At 43.1% G+C, this 20041-nt stretch carries 14 protein-coding genes; 6 read left to right on the forward strand and 8 right to left on the reverse strand.

The window, feature by feature from the left end; translation table 11 throughout:
• Positions 1-225: 225 nt before the first annotated feature.
• On the forward strand, positions 226-684 hold the full coding sequence (locus tag ACYIAR_RS01005; protein WP_480331572.1) for a NanQ anomerase/TabA/YiaL family protein: 459 nt from the start codon (positions 226-228) through the stop codon (positions 682-684).
• A gap of 96 nt (positions 685-780) precedes the next feature.
• Complete coding sequence (locus ACYIAR_RS01010) at positions 781-1866, forward strand: DUF4434 domain-containing protein (protein WP_480331574.1); 1086 nt, start codon at positions 781-783, stop codon at positions 1864-1866.
• 303 nt (positions 1867-2169) lie between these two features.
• Here the strand turns inward: ACYIAR_RS01010 and ACYIAR_RS01015 are convergent, their stop codons facing one another.
• From ACYIAR_RS01015 to ACYIAR_RS01045, 7 genes are all read right to left on the reverse strand, one after another.
• Positions 2170-3360, reverse strand: coding sequence for a TolC family protein (locus ACYIAR_RS01015; RefSeq protein WP_480331576.1), 1191 nt, complete (start codon positions 3358-3360; stop codon positions 2170-2172).
• The gene (locus ACYIAR_RS01020; RefSeq protein ID WP_480331578.1) at positions 3357-6470 is read right to left on the reverse strand and encodes an efflux RND transporter permease subunit; all 3114 of its coding nucleotides are present in this window, start codon (positions 6468-6470) and stop codon (positions 3357-3359) included. Before ACYIAR_RS01020 ends, ACYIAR_RS01015 begins: the two co-directional genes overlap by 4 nt.
• An 18-nt stretch (positions 6471-6488) precedes the next feature.
• The gene (locus tag ACYIAR_RS01025) at positions 6489-7748 is read right to left on the reverse strand and encodes an efflux RND transporter periplasmic adaptor subunit (RefSeq protein WP_480331580.1); all 1260 of its coding nucleotides are present in this window, start codon (positions 7746-7748) and stop codon (positions 6489-6491) included.
• A gap of 116 nt (positions 7749-7864) precedes the next feature.
• Entirely contained in the window at positions 7865-8275 is a 411-nt protein-coding gene (locus tag ACYIAR_RS01030; RefSeq protein ID WP_480331582.1) for a DUF6769 family protein, read from the reverse strand.
• A 193-nt stretch (positions 8276-8468) separates the two neighbouring features.
• Complete coding sequence (locus tag ACYIAR_RS01035) at positions 8469-9806, reverse strand: T9SS type B sorting domain-containing protein (RefSeq protein WP_480331584.1); 1338 nt, start codon at positions 9804-9806, stop codon at positions 8469-8471.
• 21 nt (positions 9807-9827) lie between these two features.
• Positions 9828-12323, reverse strand: a complete 2496-nt coding sequence (locus ACYIAR_RS01040) for an alpha-L-arabinofuranosidase C-terminal domain-containing protein (protein WP_480331586.1) — start codon at positions 12321-12323, stop codon at positions 9828-9830.
• Between the two features lie 42 nt (positions 12324-12365).
• The gene (locus tag ACYIAR_RS01045) at positions 12366-12812 is read right to left on the reverse strand and encodes a hypothetical protein (protein ID WP_480331588.1); all 447 of its coding nucleotides are present in this window, start codon (positions 12810-12812) and stop codon (positions 12366-12368) included.
• 245 nt (positions 12813-13057) lie between these two features.
• Here ACYIAR_RS01045 and ACYIAR_RS01050 point away from each other — a divergent pair, with 245 nt between their 5' ends.
• Both ACYIAR_RS01050 and ACYIAR_RS01055 read left to right on the forward strand, forming a co-directional pair.
• Positions 13058-13906, forward strand: a complete 849-nt coding sequence (locus ACYIAR_RS01050) for a histidinol-phosphatase (RefSeq protein WP_480331590.1) — start codon at positions 13058-13060, stop codon at positions 13904-13906.
• A gap of 29 nt (positions 13907-13935) precedes the next feature.
• The gene (locus tag ACYIAR_RS01055; RefSeq protein WP_480331592.1) at positions 13936-15351 is read left to right on the forward strand and encodes a sialate O-acetylesterase; all 1416 of its coding nucleotides are present in this window, start codon (positions 13936-13938) and stop codon (positions 15349-15351) included.
• 225 nt (positions 15352-15576) lie between these two features.
• Here ACYIAR_RS01055 and ACYIAR_RS01060 read toward each other — a convergent pair whose 3' ends face one another.
• Complete coding sequence (locus ACYIAR_RS01060) at positions 15577-18135, reverse strand: ATP-binding protein (protein WP_480333505.1); 2559 nt, start codon at positions 18133-18135, stop codon at positions 15577-15579.
• A gap of 371 nt (positions 18136-18506) precedes the next feature.
• On the opposite strand from ACYIAR_RS01060, the gene metF reads away from it, so the two are divergent.
• A complete protein-coding gene (gene metF / locus ACYIAR_RS01065; protein WP_480331594.1) occupies positions 18507-19457 on the forward strand; it encodes a methylenetetrahydrofolate reductase [NAD(P)H] in 951 nt (316 codons plus the stop codon).
• 93 nt (positions 19458-19550) lie between these two features.
• Complete coding sequence (gene msrA / locus ACYIAR_RS01070) at positions 19551-20039, forward strand: peptide-methionine (S)-S-oxide reductase MsrA (RefSeq protein WP_480331596.1); 489 nt, start codon at positions 19551-19553, stop codon at positions 20037-20039.
• Positions 20040-20041: the final 2 nt, after the last annotated feature.

The raw sequence follows: 20041 nt of genomic DNA on the forward strand, positions 1-20041 counted from the left end.
TTCAGATTACAACTCGTTCTCCTCTCCTTTTAAACAAGCTATAACAATAAATAGATTAATTTGGGAAGCTTTTATCAAAGATTAGAACGATATTTGCAATGTATTTAGAAAAGGAGTTAACGAGTTGACAAGAGTTCATAGAGACAAGTACTTGAACTTGTCTACTTAAGTAGTGCAACTCGCGAAACTTAAACAAAACATGTATAACAATATAATTAAAACAAAATGATTCTTGAATCTCTGAAAAACGCTGAACGCATTAAGAATTTACATCCTTTATTCAACAAGGCTTTCGAATATATCCTTAACACTGACTTCAGCACAATGAAAGACGGAACTTACGAAATTGACGGAAAAAACATTACGGCAAGTATCCAGCATATCAATTGTAAGGACAAAGCCGGTGCGGCAATCGAAACTCATAATAAATATATCGACATTCAGTTTCCGATTCTTGGTGTTGAGGAAATCGGATGGAAATCAGGAAACGAACTTATGGAAGTTTCCTCGCCATACGACGAGAGCAAGGACATCACTTTCTTCGTTGACAAGCCTACTACCTTCTTCAAGATTTATCCCGGTGAATTCGCCATTTTCTTCCCTGAAGACGGACATGCTCCGGGCGTTGGCCAAGGGCTGATAAGAAAAGTCGTAGTGAAAGTGATTTCTGATTACAAAGAATGATATTCAGTTGACAAGTTAACGAGATACAAGTTTACAAGGAAATAATTTCCAATTCTAATCAACTTGTATCTCGTTCCCTAATCATAATATATATATATGGAAAACACAAACCGAAGAAAATTCTTTAAACAATCACTTATGACCGGAGCTGCCGCTCTTACTGCTCCCGGTTTGCTGGGCTGCAATCAGCCAGAAGAAAAGAGCATTTCCGAACAAATAGAGAATCGTCTGATTGTGCCCAAAAAGGCGGGATTGCAGATTACAGGAACTTTCCTGGACGAGATTTCGCACGATATTCCTCACCAGAACTGGGGCGAGGCTGAATGGGACAAAGATTTCCAATATATGAAGGCAATTGGCATCGACACGGTGATTATGATTCGTTCCGGCTATCGCAAATTCATAACTTATCCCTCAAAATATCTTATTAGCAAAGGTTGTTATATGCCTTCGATGGATTTGCTGGACATGTATCTCAGACTTGCCGACAAGTATAATATGAAATTCTATTTCGGATTATATGATTCCGGACATTATTGGGACACCGGTGATTTGTCATACGAAATCGAAGACAACAAATTTGTCATTGATGAAGTTTGGGAAAATTATGGTTCGAAACACAAGAGCTTCGGAGGATGGTATATAAGCGGTGAAATAAGCCGTGCCACTAAAGGCGCGATTGATGCTTTCCACCAGATGGGAAAACAATGCAAGGATGTTTCCGACGGTTTGCCTACTTTCATCTCTCCTTGGATTGACGGAAAAAAGGCAGTGATGGCAAGCGAAGGAAAACTGACTAAGGCTGACGCTGTTTCCGTGCAGGAGCACGAGAAAGAATGGAACGAGATTTTCGACGGCATTCACGATGTCGTTGATGCTTGTGCTTTCCAGGACGGACATATCGACTATGACGAGCTGGACGCTTTCTTTGAAGTGAACAAGAAACTTGCCGACAAATACGGAATGGAATGCTGGACTAATGCCGAGACTTTCGACCGTGATATGCCGATTAAGTTCTTCCCTATCAAATTCGACAAGCTAAGGATGAAACTTGAGGCTGCCAAGCGTGCCGGATACAAGAAAGCTATAACTTTTGAATTTTCCCATTTCATGAGTCCGCAATCTGCATATTTGCAAGCCGGACATTTGTATGACAGATACAAGGAATATTTTGAGATTTAGAAATCTCTCTAATAGAAATTCAATTTATATATAAAGGGAAGTAAGTTCAGATACATCTATATATATTTGGAAATATATACGGCCCCGCGTCCGCTTACTTCTATATATATTCAGAAATATATACGGATGTATTTTTTGTTAAGTTGACGAGGCTTCTGAGACAATTTGACAAAGGAAAATTGAGCTTGCTAAATCTGATTTTAATCCCGATTTTATACATAACGACTCTTCAAAAAAAATCTGCCGACGTTTTTCCGGAAACGTCGGCAGATTTCATTTTAAACTTAGGCATCTTTTTTCCGCTCAGTCAATACGGAACTTATAAAGCTCTGCCATTGTCTTGTGATAATCATTTTGGAGCTGCAAATAATTCTGCATACTCTGATAAAGAGTTGTGATATTCACAAAATATTCAATCATTGAAATCTGTCCGCTTTGGATTGCCTTGTTCAGAAGAGAAATATTGTTCTGACGGCTCAGGATACTTGAATATTCGTCGATAGATTTCTTCAGCTCACCTGCCTTATTCCATAGCTGACGCAAATTTGCCTCAGTTGTTTCGGATACGTTGTCGAGCATATTGTCGGCATAGAATCGTTCTGCCTTTGCCTGCTGCACTTTGTGGCGATTGGCAAACAAAGGAATTGTAATGCCGACCAGCACACCATTATAGCGGCTGCCTCCGCTTGACGGATTCATTCTGTAGCCAAGAGTAAGCCCCGGCAGCCATTGCTGCTTGCTGACGGAAATCTTTCTGTTTGCAGCAATCTGTTCCTGGCGGAGAGCCTGCAACTCAGGCAACTCGCCCATTGCTTCGGTGCAGAAAGACTGGAAGTCAGTCGGATAAGTTTCATTGCCGATATACACGGTGTCGCTGACGCTCAAGCTCTGTCCGCCATTCAAGGCAGCAAGTTCCTCAAGTTTGGCAACTCGGGCAGCTTCGTTCTGTCTGAATTCATTGCGGACATTCAACAGCTCAAGTTCAATCTTGTTAGTCTCAATAATATTTGCATCTCCTTTCTCAAGTCGTGATTCATAGAATCGGCTCAAATCCTCGGCATTTGAAAGACGCAGCTGAAGAAGATTGCGCACTTGGTTGAGATAAACCAAATCCAGATAGACTTGCTTTGCCTGGAGCAATATTTGCTGACGTAAAACAGCGTGCTGGAAGTCATAAGTTGTGTAGCGCACTTTGTTAAGTTTTCCTCTCTGCACATATAATGACGGGAAATCAAAAGCCTGGCTTGCGATGAATTCTCCGGTGAATCCCATTCCCGGCTTGTTTCCCCACAAATGTGAGTAAGTGACTGTCGGGTCCGGAAGATTGTTTTCCGAAGCCGACTGCAGTTTCAATGAATTTGTCTCAGCCTCGCCTGCCTGCAAAGCTTTGTTGTTTTGCTTCACCATTTCAAGGACTTCCTGCAATCCGGACTGCTGTGCGAAGGAAAAAGGTGCAAGCGCCAATAATGATATTATGATTATGAAATGTTTCATTTTCCTGAGTTATTTAATTTTTCCGACTTATGAGCCGACAATTCTCTGTAAACAATAGGAATGATGAATCCGTTGAGGAAAGTTGACGAAAGCAATCCGCCAAGAATCACCGTTGCCATCGGACTCTGGATTTCGTTGCCCGGCAAATCTCCGTTCAAAGCAAGAGGAATCAATGCAAGAGCAGAACTCAATGCCGTCATCAGAATAGGATTCAATCTGTCCAGTGAGCCATGAACCACAGCCTTATCCAAAGCCATTCCTTCGGAACGCAACTGCTTGTAGTGGCTGATAAGAAGCATTCCGTTTCGGGTTGCAATACCGAAGAGTGAAATGAAGCCGATAATTGCAGGAATACTTATCTCGCCCGATGTGAGTCGCAATATTATCACACCACCAATCAGAGCCAGCGGCAAATTCAGAAGAACAACGCAGCTCTCTCGCGCATCCTTGAATTCGTTGAACAAAAGAAGGAATATGACAAGAATAGACATGAATGAAGTAAGCAGCAAAGTGCGGCTTGCAGCCTGTTCACTCTCAAACTGTCCGCCATATTCGATATGATAGCCTTCAGGCAACTGTATATTCTCATCCACAGCTTTCTGGATATCGTTTACAACTCCGCGCAAATCGCGTCCGGCAACATTGGCGCTGATAACAATTTTGCGCTGCACATTCTCTCTGTTGATTGTGTTTGGTCCGGCAGCCGAGCGAACTTCAGCCACATAGCTAAGCGGCACCTTCACACCATTTGCATCAATCATCAGATTACGGATATCATCCATAGTTGCACGGCTTTCGTTGGAAGTTTTCACTGTCAGGTCAAAGCTCTTTCCTTCGTCATAAACCTGGCTCACAGCTTCGCCGCCAAGCATCACATTCACATATTCGCCGAACTCAGGCAGAGGAATTCCATATTTAGCCAGCATCTCGCGCTTTGGAGTGATAGTAAGCTGCGGACGTTCAATCTGCTGCTCCACTTTCAAGTCCACAAGACCTTCGATGCCGCTGATTTGTGATTTAATCTGATTGCCGATTGCAAACATTCTGTTCAAATCCGTACCGAACAGCTTGATTGCAATATTTGCTTCTGTTCCTGAAAGCATGGCGTCGATGCGGTGAGAAATTGGCTGACCGATTTCGATATTTGCTCCGCTGATTGTGGACAGTTTCTTGCGGACATCCTCAGTCACCTCGTCCCTGCTTCTGTCGGAAAGTTCAAATGGCGCTTCAATTTCGCTGACATTCACACCAAGAGCGTGCTCGTCAAGTTCCGCACGTCCTGTCTTTCTTGCCACAGTCTGGATTTCCGGAACCTGAAGCAGCAATTCTTCTGCTCTGCGTCCTATTTTGTCGGATTCTTCCAATGAAATACCAGGCAATGTGCTGACATTGATTGTGAACGAACCTTCGTTGAACGGAGGAAGGAAGCTGCGTCCCAAAGTAAAGAATATGCCCAAAGATGCGACAAACATCACAACAGTGGCTGCTATCACACCTTTCTTATGCTTCAAAGCCGAAGTCAGTGCTTTCTCATATACATTATGAAGCTTTCTTGCCAGCCAAGCATCTTTCTCAGGAGCCTTATCCTTGTCAGAAGTATTGTTAAGCAAATAGCTGCAAAGTACCGGTGTAAGAGTAAGTGCTACAACAGTTGATGCGAACAAAGCCACGATAAAGGCAATACCAAGCGGCACAAGCATTCGTCCTTCCATTCCTGTCAGGAAAAACAACGGAACGAAGCTGACAACAATAATCAGAGTAGAGTTCAATATCGGCATTCTCACCTCGCGTGATGCTTCAAACACCACGTCAAGAATATCTTTCCTCTCGCCTTCCGGCAACAGCTTGTTCTGTCTTATTCGCTTATACACATTCTCAACGTCAACAATTGCATCGTCCACAAGCGAACCGATAGCAATTGCCATACCGCCCAAACTCATAGTATTTATAGTCAGTCCCATAAAGTGCAAAGTCAATATTGAGACCAAAAGAGACAAAGGCAGTGCCACAAGTGAAATCACCGTTGTGCGCACATTCATAAGGAACAGGAAGAGCACAATCACAACGAAAATACTTCCTTCGAAAAGGCTGCTCTTCACATTGTCGATTGAGCTGTTGATGAATCTGCTCTGGCGGAAAATATCAGTTGAGATATGAACGTCGGCAGGAAGACTCTTCTGCAAATCTTCAACAATTGCATCGAGTTTTTCTGTCAACTCCAATGTACTTGTATTAGGCTGCTTTGTAACAGTGACAAGTACGGCTGGCTTAGTTCTTTCTGATGCCAGACCAAGTTTCGGACTTTTGCCGCCAATTTTCACAGTTGCTATATCCTGTAAAAGGACAGGAATATTTCCAGGCAAAGTCTTTACCACACCTTTTGCTATCTCGTCTGCCTTCGATGTTGAGAGCACACCGCGGATAATATATTCATTGCTGAATTCATAGAGCACACCACCATTGGCATTCTGGTTCATATTGCGGCAAACAGTGAGCACTTCATCCAAACCAACGCCATAATGCTTCATCCTTGCCGGGTCGAGCAGAATCTGATATTCCTTGATATCACCGCCGATAACGGCAACCTGAGCCACACCGCCGGTTGAAAGCAGACGCGGGCGGATTGTCCAGTCCGCCATTGTTCTCACATCAAGCAGTGAAGTTGTATCGGATGTCACACCCAGAATCATCATTTCACCCAAGATGGAAGATTGCGGTCCCAATGTAGGCTTTCCCACATACGAAGGCAAACTCTCACTTACGATGGCAAGTTTCTCCGACACAATCTGTCGTGCCAGATATATATCAGTTCCCCAGTCGAACTCAACCCAGACAACAGAGAATCCTGTAGTTGATGATGAGCGGACACGGCGAACATCAGTCGCACCATTGACGGCAGTTTCAACTGGGAAAGTCACAATTCGCTCTACTTCTTCCGGAGCCATTCCATTTGCCTCGGTCATAATCACAACCGTTGGCGCGTTCAAATCCGGGAACACATCCACATCTGTATGAAAGGCAGTGTATGTTCCGCCAATCATCAGCAGCAAGGCACATATAAGCACAAGCAGACGGTTGTGGAGTGAATAATGTATAATCTTGTTCAACATAATTTCCTCCTTTCCCTATTAATGACTGTGTGAATGAGCAGGAATAGCATTTGAAGCAGAAGAAAGCTTTATCTGATAAGCTCCGTTCACCACAACTTCGTCTCCTTCGTTAAGACCGGAAATGATGCGGACTCTTTCGCCATTGTCTGCTCCGATTGAAACTTCTTGTTTCTTATAAGCTTCATCGTGAACTTTCAGATAGACGAAATACAAGCCTTGTTCTTCAATCAATGACTGACGTGGAACTGAAATCACTCCTGCCACCGGAGATGTCAGAAGATATATATCCACAAATGAGCCCGGAATAACTGTTCCTTTGTTGTCGAACTCGAATGTCACAGGAATATAGAATGAATTGCTGTCTGATGACTTTCCATAACCAAGCAAGCGGCCACCCAGTTCTTCCAGCTTATACAGTTTATCATCATAAGGAGTCTTGAAATTTGCCGACTTAATCAGAGGAAGAGAAGAATAATATTTCTCCGAAACATCAGCCTTGAGCTGAAGTCTTCGAGTCTGTGAAATTGTAGCCAAAGGCTGGCCCACTGTCACATAATCTCCTTCCTTCACCATGATATTCTTCAGATAACCTGAAATAGGCGAAACTACTGAAACACCGCCGGCAGACTGCTTTCCGTCGATTGCGTCATAAGCAATCTTGGCATTCTCATAATTCAGCTTTGCCTGCTCGAAATCTTTAGCCGAAACAATCTTGTCGCCAATCAAGCCTTTCATTCTTTCGTATTCTTTCTTAGCTTTCTCATAATTATGTCTGACACGTGCTGCCACATCTCCGTCAGACAAGGAATTTGATACGAGAGAAAGCACACTTTGTCCTTTCTGAACCATTGTTCCGTCGATAAAAGGCAATTTTCCCAATGTCACAACACCCGGCACAGTAGCAATCAATGTTGATTCAGTGCCCTGTGCAGCCATCACCTTTCCTGCAGTCTTGATAACTTCCACGAAATCAGATTTGGCAACGACTTCTGTTTTAAGACCTGCGGCTTCAGCCTTTGCTTTGCTGAAACTTATTTCGTCGTCGTGAGCATGAGATTCTGCAGATTCGCCATGGCTGTGCTCATGGTCGTGCTCTTCGTGTTCATGTTCATGCTCGTGCTCGTGAGCCTCGTGTTCGTGGTCATGACCTTCATGCTCATGATCGTGATGTTCTTCAGTCAAATGTTCGTGCTCATGGTCGTGATTAGAGTTTTTGTTTTCCGCACACGAAAACAACAGATACGATAACAGTATCCATGATAAGTATATTTTCTTCATTTTGTTTTGCTTTGATAATAAAATGCCCGAAGTCCGGCACACGCCGCCAGACCTCAAAGTCGATAATTTTTTATTGAAATATTAACCAACTCAACAGCAGTCCGCCTATATCAATATCAGCATTGCGGACCAGAAATCAAAGCAGGAGGAGCACGAAGTCCCGATATTCTGATTATCCAAGAATCATAAAGGGACTCGACATAGAAAGCCTTTCCCAAATCAAGAGTAAGACAAGGGACAATAAGGCTGAAAGGATTGATATAATTAAACAATACCAGAAGCGGTATCAAATAAAGGTCGGAAACAGCATGATATTCCAAAGCTGGAGACAAAGCCTGATTATGTCCCACGCAGCCACAATCGTGATGCTCGGAACCTTCAGTCATAGGCTCATCGGCTGCATCACTGGCAATCCAGTGATAACAAGGCATGCCATTATCATGATGATGGTGAGGCACTATCACCGACAACAACAGCAATACGCTGGCAAGCAAACTTATGTATACTGCTATTTGTTCTCTACTCATGATAATCAATTTGAGATGCACATTGGTGTGCACACGCACATTCGGCGCAAATATAGTGAAAGACGAGTGCATATCAAAATAATAATCTTGTTTTTGATATACACTCGCCTTTAGATTTAGTTAACGAGGTGACAAGAAAACAAATTGACAAGGATAAAGCAAAAAGTATTTCTCTGAAACCTCGTCCACTTTATCATATTCCTCCTCCTTCATCAGGATTAATCTGATCGTCAATAGTCTTAGGACGAAGAATATTAATGTCGCCTTTCTTCTTATACTTGATTCCGTCCGAGCCTTCAGCTTCTATAACATAGAAATAGACACCGGGCGAAACATATTTTCCACCTTTCTTTCCGTCCCATCCTTGAGCCGGGTCAGTCCAGTGATAAAGCAATTGTCCCCATCTGTTGAAAATCCAGCATGAGAATTTCACCAAGGATTTATAAACCACACGGAATTCGTCATTCACTCCCGGAGAAGTTCCCGGAGAGAAAGCATTTGGCACATCAAGGAAAGACTCTGCAACTGACACAGATATTTCCTCATACGAAGAGCATGTGCCGCTAGCATCACTCACCTCAATCGAAGCCACATAATCTCCATAGTCAGTGAATGTATATTCAACTTCAGGATCGGAAAAATATACAAAGGCATTCTCCTCGCCTTCTTCCTTCTTATAAATCTTCCATTGGAATATTGATGCTATCGGCTCATTGGTGTGTGCAGTGAAGCGTACTGTGACAGGAGCCGATAAGCCTGCCTGAGCACTCGACATATTGGCTACTTCATCCACAACCATAGTTGTGTCGGCACGGAGCAGAACTGCCTTTGGATTGAACTCATCGCTCACCACTGTGACTTGCTTGCCGAAATGAGCGGCAAACTGGTCGCCAGTCAGCTCAAAGTCTGTAGGAATATAAACTGAGTCAATATCTTTATTGAACACATTCCCGGTCAGCGTGCGGATAGTTTCACGGAACATCCTGTCCTGTTCATTCCACTCAAGAGCATTGAAAGAAAGGGAAATGTCACGGCTGATGCTCACTTTCGAGCCATTGTTTGGCGACATATAATACAATTCGTCAACAGATGGATTTGCCTTAACACGGACAGCGCCACTACATTCGTTCTTCGCAGATTCCACTTCTATGGACTGGACATTGAAAGGATGCTTCGCATAGTCAATTATCCAGACATATTCCGTCAGAACTCCTTCTTTATAGACGAAATATCCGCATCCGTCCTCGACCTGAGATATTGTGGAAGTTGTTCCTGCCTGACTGCTGCTAATCTTTTCCGCCTCAAGAGCCTTAGTCTTGTATTTATACCATTGATGCGCAGAACTCGACGGATCAGAATAGCTTATTTCCACATTCTCAACGCCGTTGACCACATATACTTTCAGCTTGTTAGGCTTGTCTTCAATCATATATGGAGTGCCGCTTCCACCTTTCACCGTGTAATATTGTGCCGATAAAGACATGCACAGCATCCAGAAAGTGACAAGCGACAAAACTTTATTACAATTCATAACGCCTTAATTTTTATCTGCTCAAAAATACGACAAATCTTTAAAATCAACTATAGGAATCCGCAGTATTGATATGGAATTAGGCGGAAACACATAAGACCTCGACACAGCAGGATGGAAATAATACTTGAATTCCCTTGGTTTCACCAAATCCGGCTTCGAAGCTGTGTTCCGATTTTCGGGCAAAGCCTTCAATTCCGTAACCGAAACTTCGTCGCCCACAGCAAATCCGGCGAAATTCAAATCAGTCTTCTCTTCATGCCAAGTTGTGTTTATCACCTTCAAAACAAGTTCTTCCGACAATGTGTCCACAGTGGCAACCGAAACTATCGACGGAACAGAATGCATTGACGTGTCGAATATATTTTCTCCGTTGATGCTGCATTTCACTCTTTCCTCGCGGCATTCCACCACCACGTCATACCATTTGTTGTTCTCAACCACAAAGTCCTTATCTTGAGCTAGTGAATCACGGACATTTCCCGAACAATGATAAAGCTCAATCTTATTGTTGTTGCCAATCACCAGAGCAATATAATCCCGGTTCTCATCCGTGAGTCCGTTGTCGCGCACATGCAATTCCACCATTCCACTACCTTTGTTTCGTCTGATTTTCGCAGTGAAAGTATAGTCATATGATGACGAATCGCCCACAAGCACATAATTCCATTTGTTCGGCGCAGCTTTCAGCACTCCGTTTCCGGCTGTCCATTCTCCGCTCAGCACCTTGCATCCATCCACCGGAACATCATTTATGCGGACATTCTCAAAATCATAGCTATTGTCGAACATAAATGCTCCGGCATATCCGGCTGTGACTATCGGGCGTTCATAAGTATCAACTGTCGATTTCAGCAAATAATTGCCTCTGTTTCTCGCAAACATGCTATACATATGATATGAAGGAGAAAGATAGACATCAGACTGGTCGAAGCTAATAGCCGGAATATATTCTCCTGTATAATGCACATTTCCCAACAGCGGAGAATAAGCCAGTCGCTTTATCGTTCCCGGATTATTCTCAATTCCGGCAAGGAACACAGATTCCGAAAGCGCAGCGCCCATTGTTCCACCATCTGATGAGCCCAAATATCCAAAAGCACCGACAAACAATGCTCCTGCCCTTCGAAGGCTCAGCGACGGGACAAACTTATGATAATTGGACAAATAGAAAGAACTTCCGCCATTAAAGTGCAAGTCGGACCAGTCGCCTCGGCTCTTCTTCTCGTCCACATTATTGCTTATGACTGTTATTTCCGGATATTCTTCCTTGATAGCAGCTTCGAACAGGCGGAAACGACGTGTGTATTCCGTTCCATAATTCTCACTTCCTATCTCGATATATTTCAGTCCGAACGGAGCAGGATGTCCATTGCGCGCACGCATAGCTCCATATGTAGAATCTGCCGGCTGATTGGCATAAGCTATGGCATTGAGAGTTTCCTGGACCATTTTCCCCATTTGCGTGATGTCCTCATATCGCGGACGTCGTTTCTGGCTGGTCACACCGCTGTTCACCACATATATTGGCTCAGCTCCCAAATCCTCACACATCTGCAGATATTCATGGAATCCCATTCCATTAGTCGTGCCATATTCCCAGACCGACCAGAAATGGCGGCGATTCTCAATCGGACCAACTGTTTCACTCCAGACAGGATAAGTTCCTGCTGTATATCCTTCTACAAAAGCTCCACCAGGAAAGCGGACGAAATGCGGCTTCAGATAAGATATTGCCTCCATTATGTCTGCCCTTTGTCCATTATGTCTGCCTTTCCATGTTTCCTTTGGGAAAAGAGAGACCACATCCAGCCAGAATATCTGTGAACTGTCAGTGCGGAAAACCAAACTTGCCCCGTCATTGTCTGCAGAGGCAGTGAATGTGTGTTTCCTTTTCTTCCATTCCAGCGAAGGATTGAATGTGTAAACATCACTCAATATATTGTTAACCGAATCCTGCAGATAAACTTTTATATTCCTTCCAGCCATCAGTGCGCTTCTTGCATAAAACGACAAGTCATATTCCTTGCCTTTCCTCACAGACAAGCCGGAATATCCGGTTGCCACAACTCCTGCACTTTTGCTTATAGAATCCACCGCAGCTGAAACACAAAGCGAGCGCTTGTTATATTCATTGATTGGCATAGTCATATCCGAGTATATTCTCGAAAAGACAGAAAGCGGCTTCCAGCCCGGAACTGAATCAGGACGCATGAATGGAATCTGGAAACCATTTGGAGTGATAAGCATATTTGTTCTGACATTATACGGACAGTTCAGAGGCGGAACTCCATCCTCGAAGCTCCTGTTCTGAATCATTTCCGCATAAAGTCCTCCGTCAACGGAGTGATTAATTTCTTCTATCGTGATGCCATACAAGTCCGAATCAACAGGCATAATCATAGCTTCCATGTCAACTGTAATAGCGGAAGATGACGGATATTCCGGATTACAGGACAAAAGAAACAATGATAAAATTGAAGATGCGATAACCTTGTATATGCCCGATTCATTCATTGTCATTAAGTATATCAAACGACAATTCACATCAAAAGACTCTTAACTATTTCCATTCATTATAGTCTCCAGCAGCGACATACGTTGTTCTTCCGAAAGCTTGTCAAGCATCTTTCTTGCTTCTTTAAACATTTTTTCATTCAAGAGATTAACTTCTTTTTCTCTTTCAATTCTTAGTTTTGCAATCTGAGATTCCAATTCCTTTATCTTGTTGTCGATTTCCTCGATTCTGTTTGCAGGCACTTTTGGAACTCGCTTCTTTCTATTAGCCTTGCGTTCATCGGCTTCTTTTTTCAACACTGAATAATATTCCTGGAATCTATAGTTGAAATCCTCGTTGTCCAATCTGTCGTTAAACATTGAGAAGGCTCTTCCCCTATCATAATTAAGAGTTTCTTTTATATCGTCATCGCCAACTGCATATATAGCTTTAACCCTGTTATCTTCTGTCCATCTCGCAAAAATTGTTTTCAATTTCAAATCTATCATAAATATCTGTTCTTTGGTTTATAAATATTGTTCAAGTTTCGCAAATGAAATTGCCGGAAAAATTAATCGAATCTTATCCTGTTTCCTTTAATTTGAGATTGCGAAGCTTTTTTATTATTTGAAAATTTCAGCAAAAGTAGTGAATTATTTCATTAGGGGTTCACTATTTTTTGATAAAAACAGGATGCGGCTCGGCAAAGCTTTCATTATTTTTGCAGACAAAATCAAAAATCAAATTAATATTTATGCAACCAAGCAATTTTCATAGCCACTGTAATTTTTGCGACGGACGAAGTTTCCCGGAAGATTTCATCAAATTTGCGATAAAGGAAGGATTCAGAGCATACGGATTCTCTTCACATTCTCCACTGCCTTTTGAGACTTTCTGGAATATGTCGGCATCCGACATGGATGAATATATCGCTGAAATCGACAGACTGAAAAACAAATACAAAGGCGAGATTGAAATATACACCGGACTGGAAATAGACTATCTGGACGAAAGCTATAATCCCGCAATTCCATATTTTCAGAATCTTCCTCTCGACTACAGAATCGCATCTATCCATTTCCTCCCAATCAGATTGCCGCTGAAAGAAGAGAATATGGTCTGCATCGATGGTAGCGTTTCCGAATTCAAAGGCAATGTTGAGCAATATTATGGTGGCGATGTCCGCAAAATAGTTGAGCATTATTTCTCGTCAATGGAGAAAATGATTGAAATCGGAGGCTTCGATATCATTGGTCATATGGACAAGATTTATATGAACAGCAAATTCTGTGACAGCTTCGGCATCAGTGAAGATTGGTTCCTTAATCATGTTGAACGAATATTGAATCTCATTGCCGAGCATAATTATATAATCGAAATCAACACAAAGAATTTCAATCGCAAGAAAGAAACTTATCCAAACAAATTGTTCTTCCAGGAAATACTGAAAAGAGAAATTCCTATCATGGTGAATTCAGACAGCCACTATCCTGATCTGGTGAACGACGGAAGAAATGATGTCCTGAAATTGCTCTCAGAAATCGGATTCCGTAAGACAAGAGAATTGGCAGGCGGTGAATGGAAAGACCTTGATATCGAATAATCAGATTAAATGATTAAAAACCTAATGATATGAACTGCAAACTTTATCCTTTGATTTGCTCTCTCTTTGCTTTGAGTGCAAATGCTGAAATCAAGCTTCCGGAGCTGATTGGCGACAACATGGTGCTGCAGCAGCAGACCAATGTGACTCTCTGGGGCGAAGCCACACCGGACAGTAAAGTCACAATTTCTCCATCATGGACCGAATCCGTCACAACCACAACGGCAGACAGCAATGGATTCTGGAAAACCACCGTTGCCACTCCCGAAGCCGGATTCACTCCATATTCCATAACTATCAGCGACGGAAAACCTGTCTATGTCAACAATGTCCTGATTGGTGAAGTTTGGTTCTGCTCCGGACAGTCAAATATGGAAATGCCTCTCAACGGATTCTGGAACTGCCCAATCGACGATGCCAACAATGTGATTGCTGACGCTCCTAATCATCCGGCTATAAGAATGGCAACTATCGAGAAGAAAAAGGCTCTCACTCCACAGAAATATGCAAAAGGCTCATGGAAATGCCCGACTACTGAAAACGCTCAGTGGTTCAGCGCAACTGCATATCACTATGCCATTGCTTTGCAGCGCACACTGAACGTCCCTGTCGGAATAATTTCATGCGCTTGGGGCGGCTCAAGAGTTGAAGGCTGGCTGCCGGAAGAAATAGTAAAGGATTTCCCCGGCGAGGATTTAAGCAAACTCAACAATCCCGAAGGACTGGAATATCTTCTGCCGACGATAATGTATAACGGACTTCTGTATCCATGCCACAACTACACCATCAAAGGCTTCCTTTGGTATCAGGGATGCAGCAACGTCGGTCATGCCGACACTTATGCCGAAAGACTTGCCATCATGGTGAAACACTGGCGTACATTGTGGAACAACAAGAATCTTCCTTTCTATTTCGTTGAAATAGCGCCTTATGCTTATGACAATGACAACGACGGAATAAACGGCGCCTTGCTGCGTGAAGCTCAGTTCAATGCTCAGTCTCTCATTCCAAACAGCGCCCTTGTCTGCACAAACGACCTTGTGAAAGATTATGAGGCTCCACAAATTCATCCTGCTGAAAAAAGGAAAATAGGCGAGCGCCTCTCCTATCACGCTTTGCAGAAGACATATAATATAAAAGGCCTTGCTGCCGACAGCCCGTCATTCAAGTCAATGGAAATCAAGGGCGACACAATAATGGTGTCATTCAACAACGCAAGCGAAGGTTTCAGCCCATGGATTGGCATCAAAGGCTTCGAAATTTCAGAAGATAACAAAACTTTCTTCGATGCAGAAGCATGGCTCGATTCGGGCAGTATGAAAATCTGTGTCAAATCAGACAAAGTGAAGAATCCGAAATATGTGAGATATGGATTCAGGAATTTCAAGCCCGGAAATCTAATCAGCTGCCGAAATCTTCCAGTCTTCCCTTTCCGAAGCAAATAAGCTGACAAAGATTAGCAAGCTATAAAACAAGTCGGCATATTTTCCTGTGAACATTATTAAATGTATTATGGAAAATATGCCGACTTATTTAGAGAAAAAACTATCCGAAATCTATTCAATTTACTTCCGAGAGTAATTTCATTTTCTTCCGAGAGTAAATCAATTTCCTTCCGTATGTATATTAATTTACTCTCGGAAAGAAATTGCATACAAATCTAAACCTTATCAACTAGTCTCCGAATCCTCGTCAACTTCCCTTTCTTTATGCTTCAATATCTCATCATCCGCCCTTCTAGTCACTTCCTCTGCCTTTTCAATAACAGAAGGAAGAAGATTCTTCCATGCAGCATCAGTAAGTTCAGCATCATTTTTCTCAAGAATTCTCAATTCCTGAACTAGATTGTTGGCTCCAAGCATTGAGAAAAGCGGAATCATTTTGTGCGCTATTTTTGCCGACGCGTCCCTGTCATTCTCTTCCAGAGCAGTCTTCATGAGTTGCAGATTCTTCTTTGTCTCTTCAGAGAATGTAGTCAATATTGAAGCGCAAGCCTCCGAATCCTCGCCCGCAAATGCAGTGAGCGATGAAAAATCCCAACTGCTCTCAGGCTCCAGATTCACAGTCAGCAAATCATTCAGCAGCGAGATAAGCTGCACGGCGGTGAACGGCTTGTTCAGGAATGCCGTGAATCCAGCCTCGATATAATGCTCATTCTCATTTGCCACACTTGCCGAAAGAGCAATCACAGGAACTGTATCCGTGCCTTCAATTCCGGAATTGCGAATCATCTTCAGCAGACTATATCCATCCATTCCCGGCATCTGTATATCAGTGATAATAGCATCAAAGCGCGAATTGCGAAGCACATCAGTCACACTCATCGGATTAGTCACACAAGTCACTTCCACATGGCTGCGCTTCAGCAACTCTTCCGTCAGGGCAAGCTGCAGCGGGTCATCGTCCACCAGAAGGCAGAAAATATCCTTATTCTCCAGCACTTCCAGTTTTTCGCCCTCGGCAGCAGAGTTTTCCTCCGTTTCCTCTTCCGTATGCGACAAGTCCATATCTGAAATAGGAAGAGGCAGAATTATAGTGAAATCACTTCCTTTGCCAACATGACTCTGCAGCGACAAAGTTCCGTGCATAAGAGTTATCAAACGTCGGGTGATTGACAATCCCAATCCGAATCCTTCAGTCGATTCCGAACCTTCCAGACGTGTGAAGTCTCCGAATATCCGGTCTCTCTCCGACTCAGGAATGCCCGGTCCCGCGTCACGTACCAGAACAGTAAGCGTCGCCTGTTTCTCCGAATCAATATGAATATACACGGCAAGGAGCACACTTCCTTCCTGAGTAAACTTTATAGCATTCGACAGCAGATTGCTCACCACCTGGCGTATTCTGATTGGGTCGCCCATATAAGCCTTTTCATTCAGCTCTTCCACGGCATCCATATCCAGTGAGAACTGCAATCCCTTTGCCTCTGCCATCGGACGGAAGCTGTCATATATCTCACGGAAGAGCGACGAAACTCTGAACGGAACAGCATGAATCTCCATCTTTCCCGATTCCAGACGGTGGAAATCCAACAAATCATTCACCAAAGAAAGAATATGTTGCGACGAGCCCGTCATATTATCCAGATAATAAGTCTGCCTTTCATCCGGATGACGGCGCTTGAGCAGCTCGATATATCCCATAATTGACGACAGCGGAGCACGGATATCATGGCTGATAGTCAGCATCAGCTTCTCACGGCTGTGCAGCAAATCTTCCACATATTTCTTTGATTTCTCAAGCTGAGTCCTGTAATACCAGCTCTTGGAAATATCCCTGATTATGACAAAAAGGAAAATCACGGCAATTATCACCGAAAGAATAGCAATAGCCGCAATCAGCCGCGAAGTCTCATGCACCAAATCCTGACGCTTCTGCATTCGGGCAAGCGAATGAGTCATTTCCTCTTCCTCAATATCTCTAAGAATCTGATTTATTCGCCTAGTCACGATGGTGTTGTTATATCTCAGACTAGCCGCACGCTGCAACAGCTGCTCCGTCAGAATCTGATGCTGGAAAGTTACAGTGTCCTGCAAGCTTCGCAGAACGCTAACAATCGTATCCGAAGGATTATATTTGAGCGAAACTGTGTCTGTCACAATATGCCTTGTCCTGTTCACAATAATGCTTGTGTCCTGAGTCTCTCGGGAAAAGGCTGCAGCCAGGCGGCGGAAGAATCCTCTTTTCTTTCGTGGCACAACCACGGTGTCTTTGCTTATCTGCACCTCTTCTCTCACCACAATCTTGTTTCCGTTCTTTCCCAAGGCTTCACGGATTTCATAATCATCATCTTTGTCTTTCTTATCCGATGAAATGATATCCGGAATAATTATAGACAGTGAATCAAGGTCTCTGTCAATCTCGCGAGAGAAAATATCACCTATCGACTCCACACCCAAATCCTTCATATAAAGCGAATCGAGCAGAGTCGAATCCTGCACGGCAATGGCACGCTGGATATTCTGAGTATATAGCCTTCCCGTATTCAGTTCATTCAGCGTTTCCAGAAGTCGCCTTGTGTTCCATCGCTTATGGTCGATAAGCATCTCAATTGTATCAATCTTCGAAATAAGGACAGAATCCGTGAGCAGCATTCTAAGGGAATCCATATTGTTCTTTGCCCTCGTCAAAGCCCTGTTGAAATATCGGAAATCATTCTCCGGACCGACAAGCTGCCCCAAAGCCTCGCTTTCATAAAGAAGAGAAAGAGTTTTGGTTACCAGATACACTTTCTGACGCGCCTTCGGATCCGGCTCATCGTCCGATGCCACTTGTTGCACCACGGAATATATATATCCGACTGCATAAACTGCTATTACTATCAGTACTAAATAGCCCCAAATTACCTTTCGGGTGATATGTTTGTTCGATGTTGACACGCTAAATAAATATTTCCGGCAAAAATACTTGTTTTTAAGTAATAAGGAAAGCCATTTTGCAGTAAAAGAAAAAACATATAATTTTGTAATGATAATTAAGTTTCGGAAGTTTCTTAATTTATAAGTTGACAAGGCTTCAGGAACAAGTAAACAAGAGATGAATCCATATTTTCATCGTCAGCTTGTCAACTCGTCAACTATAATAAATAAAATCTACTTATATGAATGTAATCGATCTGGTAAAAAACAGCAACAAAACTGCTTTCTCTTTTGAAATCCTTCCTCCGTTGAAAGGAAATAGCATACAGAAAGTTTATAATGTTATTGACAAACTTCTGGAGTTTGATCCAAAATACATTAACATAACTTCTCATCACAGTGAATATATCTACAAGACAATGCCGGACGGCAGCTTCCAGAAAGTGAACATCAGAAAGCGCCCGGGCTCCGTAGCCATTGCTTCTGCAATCCAGAACAAATATTCAATTCCTGCTGTTCCTCACATCATCTGCAAAGGATTCACAAAAGATGAAACTGAATATGCGCTGATCGACCTGAATTTCCTCGGCGTCCATAATCTCCTGCTGCTTCGCGGCGACATCAAGACTCTCGAAGTTGAGAACAAACCGGAGCTTTATCACGAGCATGCCACAGACCTTCAGCAGCAAGTGAACAATTTCAACAACGGAATAGCTCTTGACGGCTCTAAGATCGACGGCATTGACACTCCTTTCTCTTACGGAATGGCATGCTATCCTGAGAAGCATGAGGAAGCTCCAAATATGGATTCAGATATTTTCTATCTCAAGGAAAAAGTGAAGAACGGAGCAGACTATCTTGTCACTCAGATGTTCTTCGACAATCAGAAATATTTCTCTTTCGTGGACCGCTGCCGCAAGGAAGGCATCAATGTCCCAATCATCCCGGGGATCAAGCCTATCGTATTCAAGAATCAGCTTACAGTGCTGCCTAAAGTGTTCCGCTCTGATATTCCTGAACCTTTCGCTGCCGAGCTTCGCAAATGCAAGACAGACGAAGAAGCCAAGGAAGTCGGAATCGAATGGAGCATCCAGCAGTGCAAGGAACTGATTGCCTACGGAGTCCCAAGCCTCCATTTTTACACAATGATGGCATCAGACAGTGTCAGAAGAATTGCTAAAGAAATTTATTAATTAAGAAGTTGACGAGTTGACAAGGCAACAGAAACGAGAGTTATCATTCTTGACTACTTGACTCGTCAACTTTCAGCAAAACTATAATAAGAAATGCAAAACACAGAATCCGCTTATCTTGCCTCAGGCTGCTTCTGGGGCACACAATATCATCTTAATAAAATTCCGGGAGTTATAAGCACAACTGCCGGATTTATGGGCGGCAAACTCAAATCGCCTACTTATCCCGAAGTGAAAACCGGCACAACCGGACATATCGAAACTGTGGAAGTCGTGTTCGACAAGGATAAGACTTCGTTCGAAACAATTCTCCGCATGTATTTCGAAACTCACGATTTCACCCAGCGCGACGGACAAGGCCCGGACATCGGTAGCCAGTATCTTTCTGTCATCTTCTATAATGGCGAAGAACAGAAGGCAGTTGCCGAGCGCTATATCAGCATCCTCAGGGAAAAAGGATATGACGTGGCAACAGAATTGCGTCCGGCTGAAGAATTCTGGCCGGCAGAGGATTATCACCAGCATTATTATGACAACAAGGGGACAACTCCATATTGCCATATTTACAAGAAAATTTTCTGACG

The sequence above is a fragment of the Parabacteroides sp. KHUB-01 genome, assembly GCF_056640935.1.

Coding starts and splice junctions, on each gene's coding strand:
- ACYIAR_RS01005 (WP_480331572.1), top strand. CDS start 226: ATGATTCTTGAATCTCTGAAAAACGCTGAACGCATTAAGAATTTACAT.
- ACYIAR_RS01010 (WP_480331574.1), top strand. CDS start 781: ATGGAAAACACAAACCGAAGAAAATTCTTTAAACAATCACTTATGACC.
- ACYIAR_RS01015 (WP_480331576.1), bottom strand. CDS start 3,360: ATGAAACATTTCATAATCATAATATCATTATTGGCGCTTGCACCTTTT.
- ACYIAR_RS01020 (WP_480331578.1), bottom strand. CDS start 6,470: ATGTTGAACAAGATTATACATTATTCACTCCACAACCGTCTGCTTGTG.
- ACYIAR_RS01025 (WP_480331580.1), bottom strand. CDS start 7,748: ATGAAGAAAATATACTTATCATGGATACTGTTATCGTATCTGTTGTTT.
- ACYIAR_RS01030 (WP_480331582.1), bottom strand. CDS start 8,275: ATGAGTAGAGAACAAATAGCAGTATACATAAGTTTGCTTGCCAGCGTA.
- ACYIAR_RS01035 (WP_480331584.1), bottom strand. CDS start 9,806: ATGAATTGTAATAAAGTTTTGTCGCTTGTCACTTTCTGGATGCTGTGC.
- ACYIAR_RS01040 (WP_480331586.1), bottom strand. CDS start 12,323: ATGAATGAATCGGGCATATACAAGGTTATCGCATCTTCAATTTTATCA.
- ACYIAR_RS01045 (WP_480331588.1), bottom strand. CDS start 12,812: ATGATAGATTTGAAATTGAAAACAATTTTTGCGAGATGGACAGAAGAT.
- ACYIAR_RS01050 (WP_480331590.1), top strand. CDS start 13,058: ATGCAACCAAGCAATTTTCATAGCCACTGTAATTTTTGCGACGGACGA.
- ACYIAR_RS01055 (WP_480331592.1), top strand. CDS start 13,936: ATGAACTGCAAACTTTATCCTTTGATTTGCTCTCTCTTTGCTTTGAGT.
- metF (WP_480331594.1), top strand. CDS start 18,507: ATGAATGTAATCGATCTGGTAAAAAACAGCAACAAAACTGCTTTCTCT.
- msrA (WP_480331596.1), top strand. CDS start 19,551: ATGCAAAACACAGAATCCGCTTATCTTGCCTCAGGCTGCTTCTGGGGC.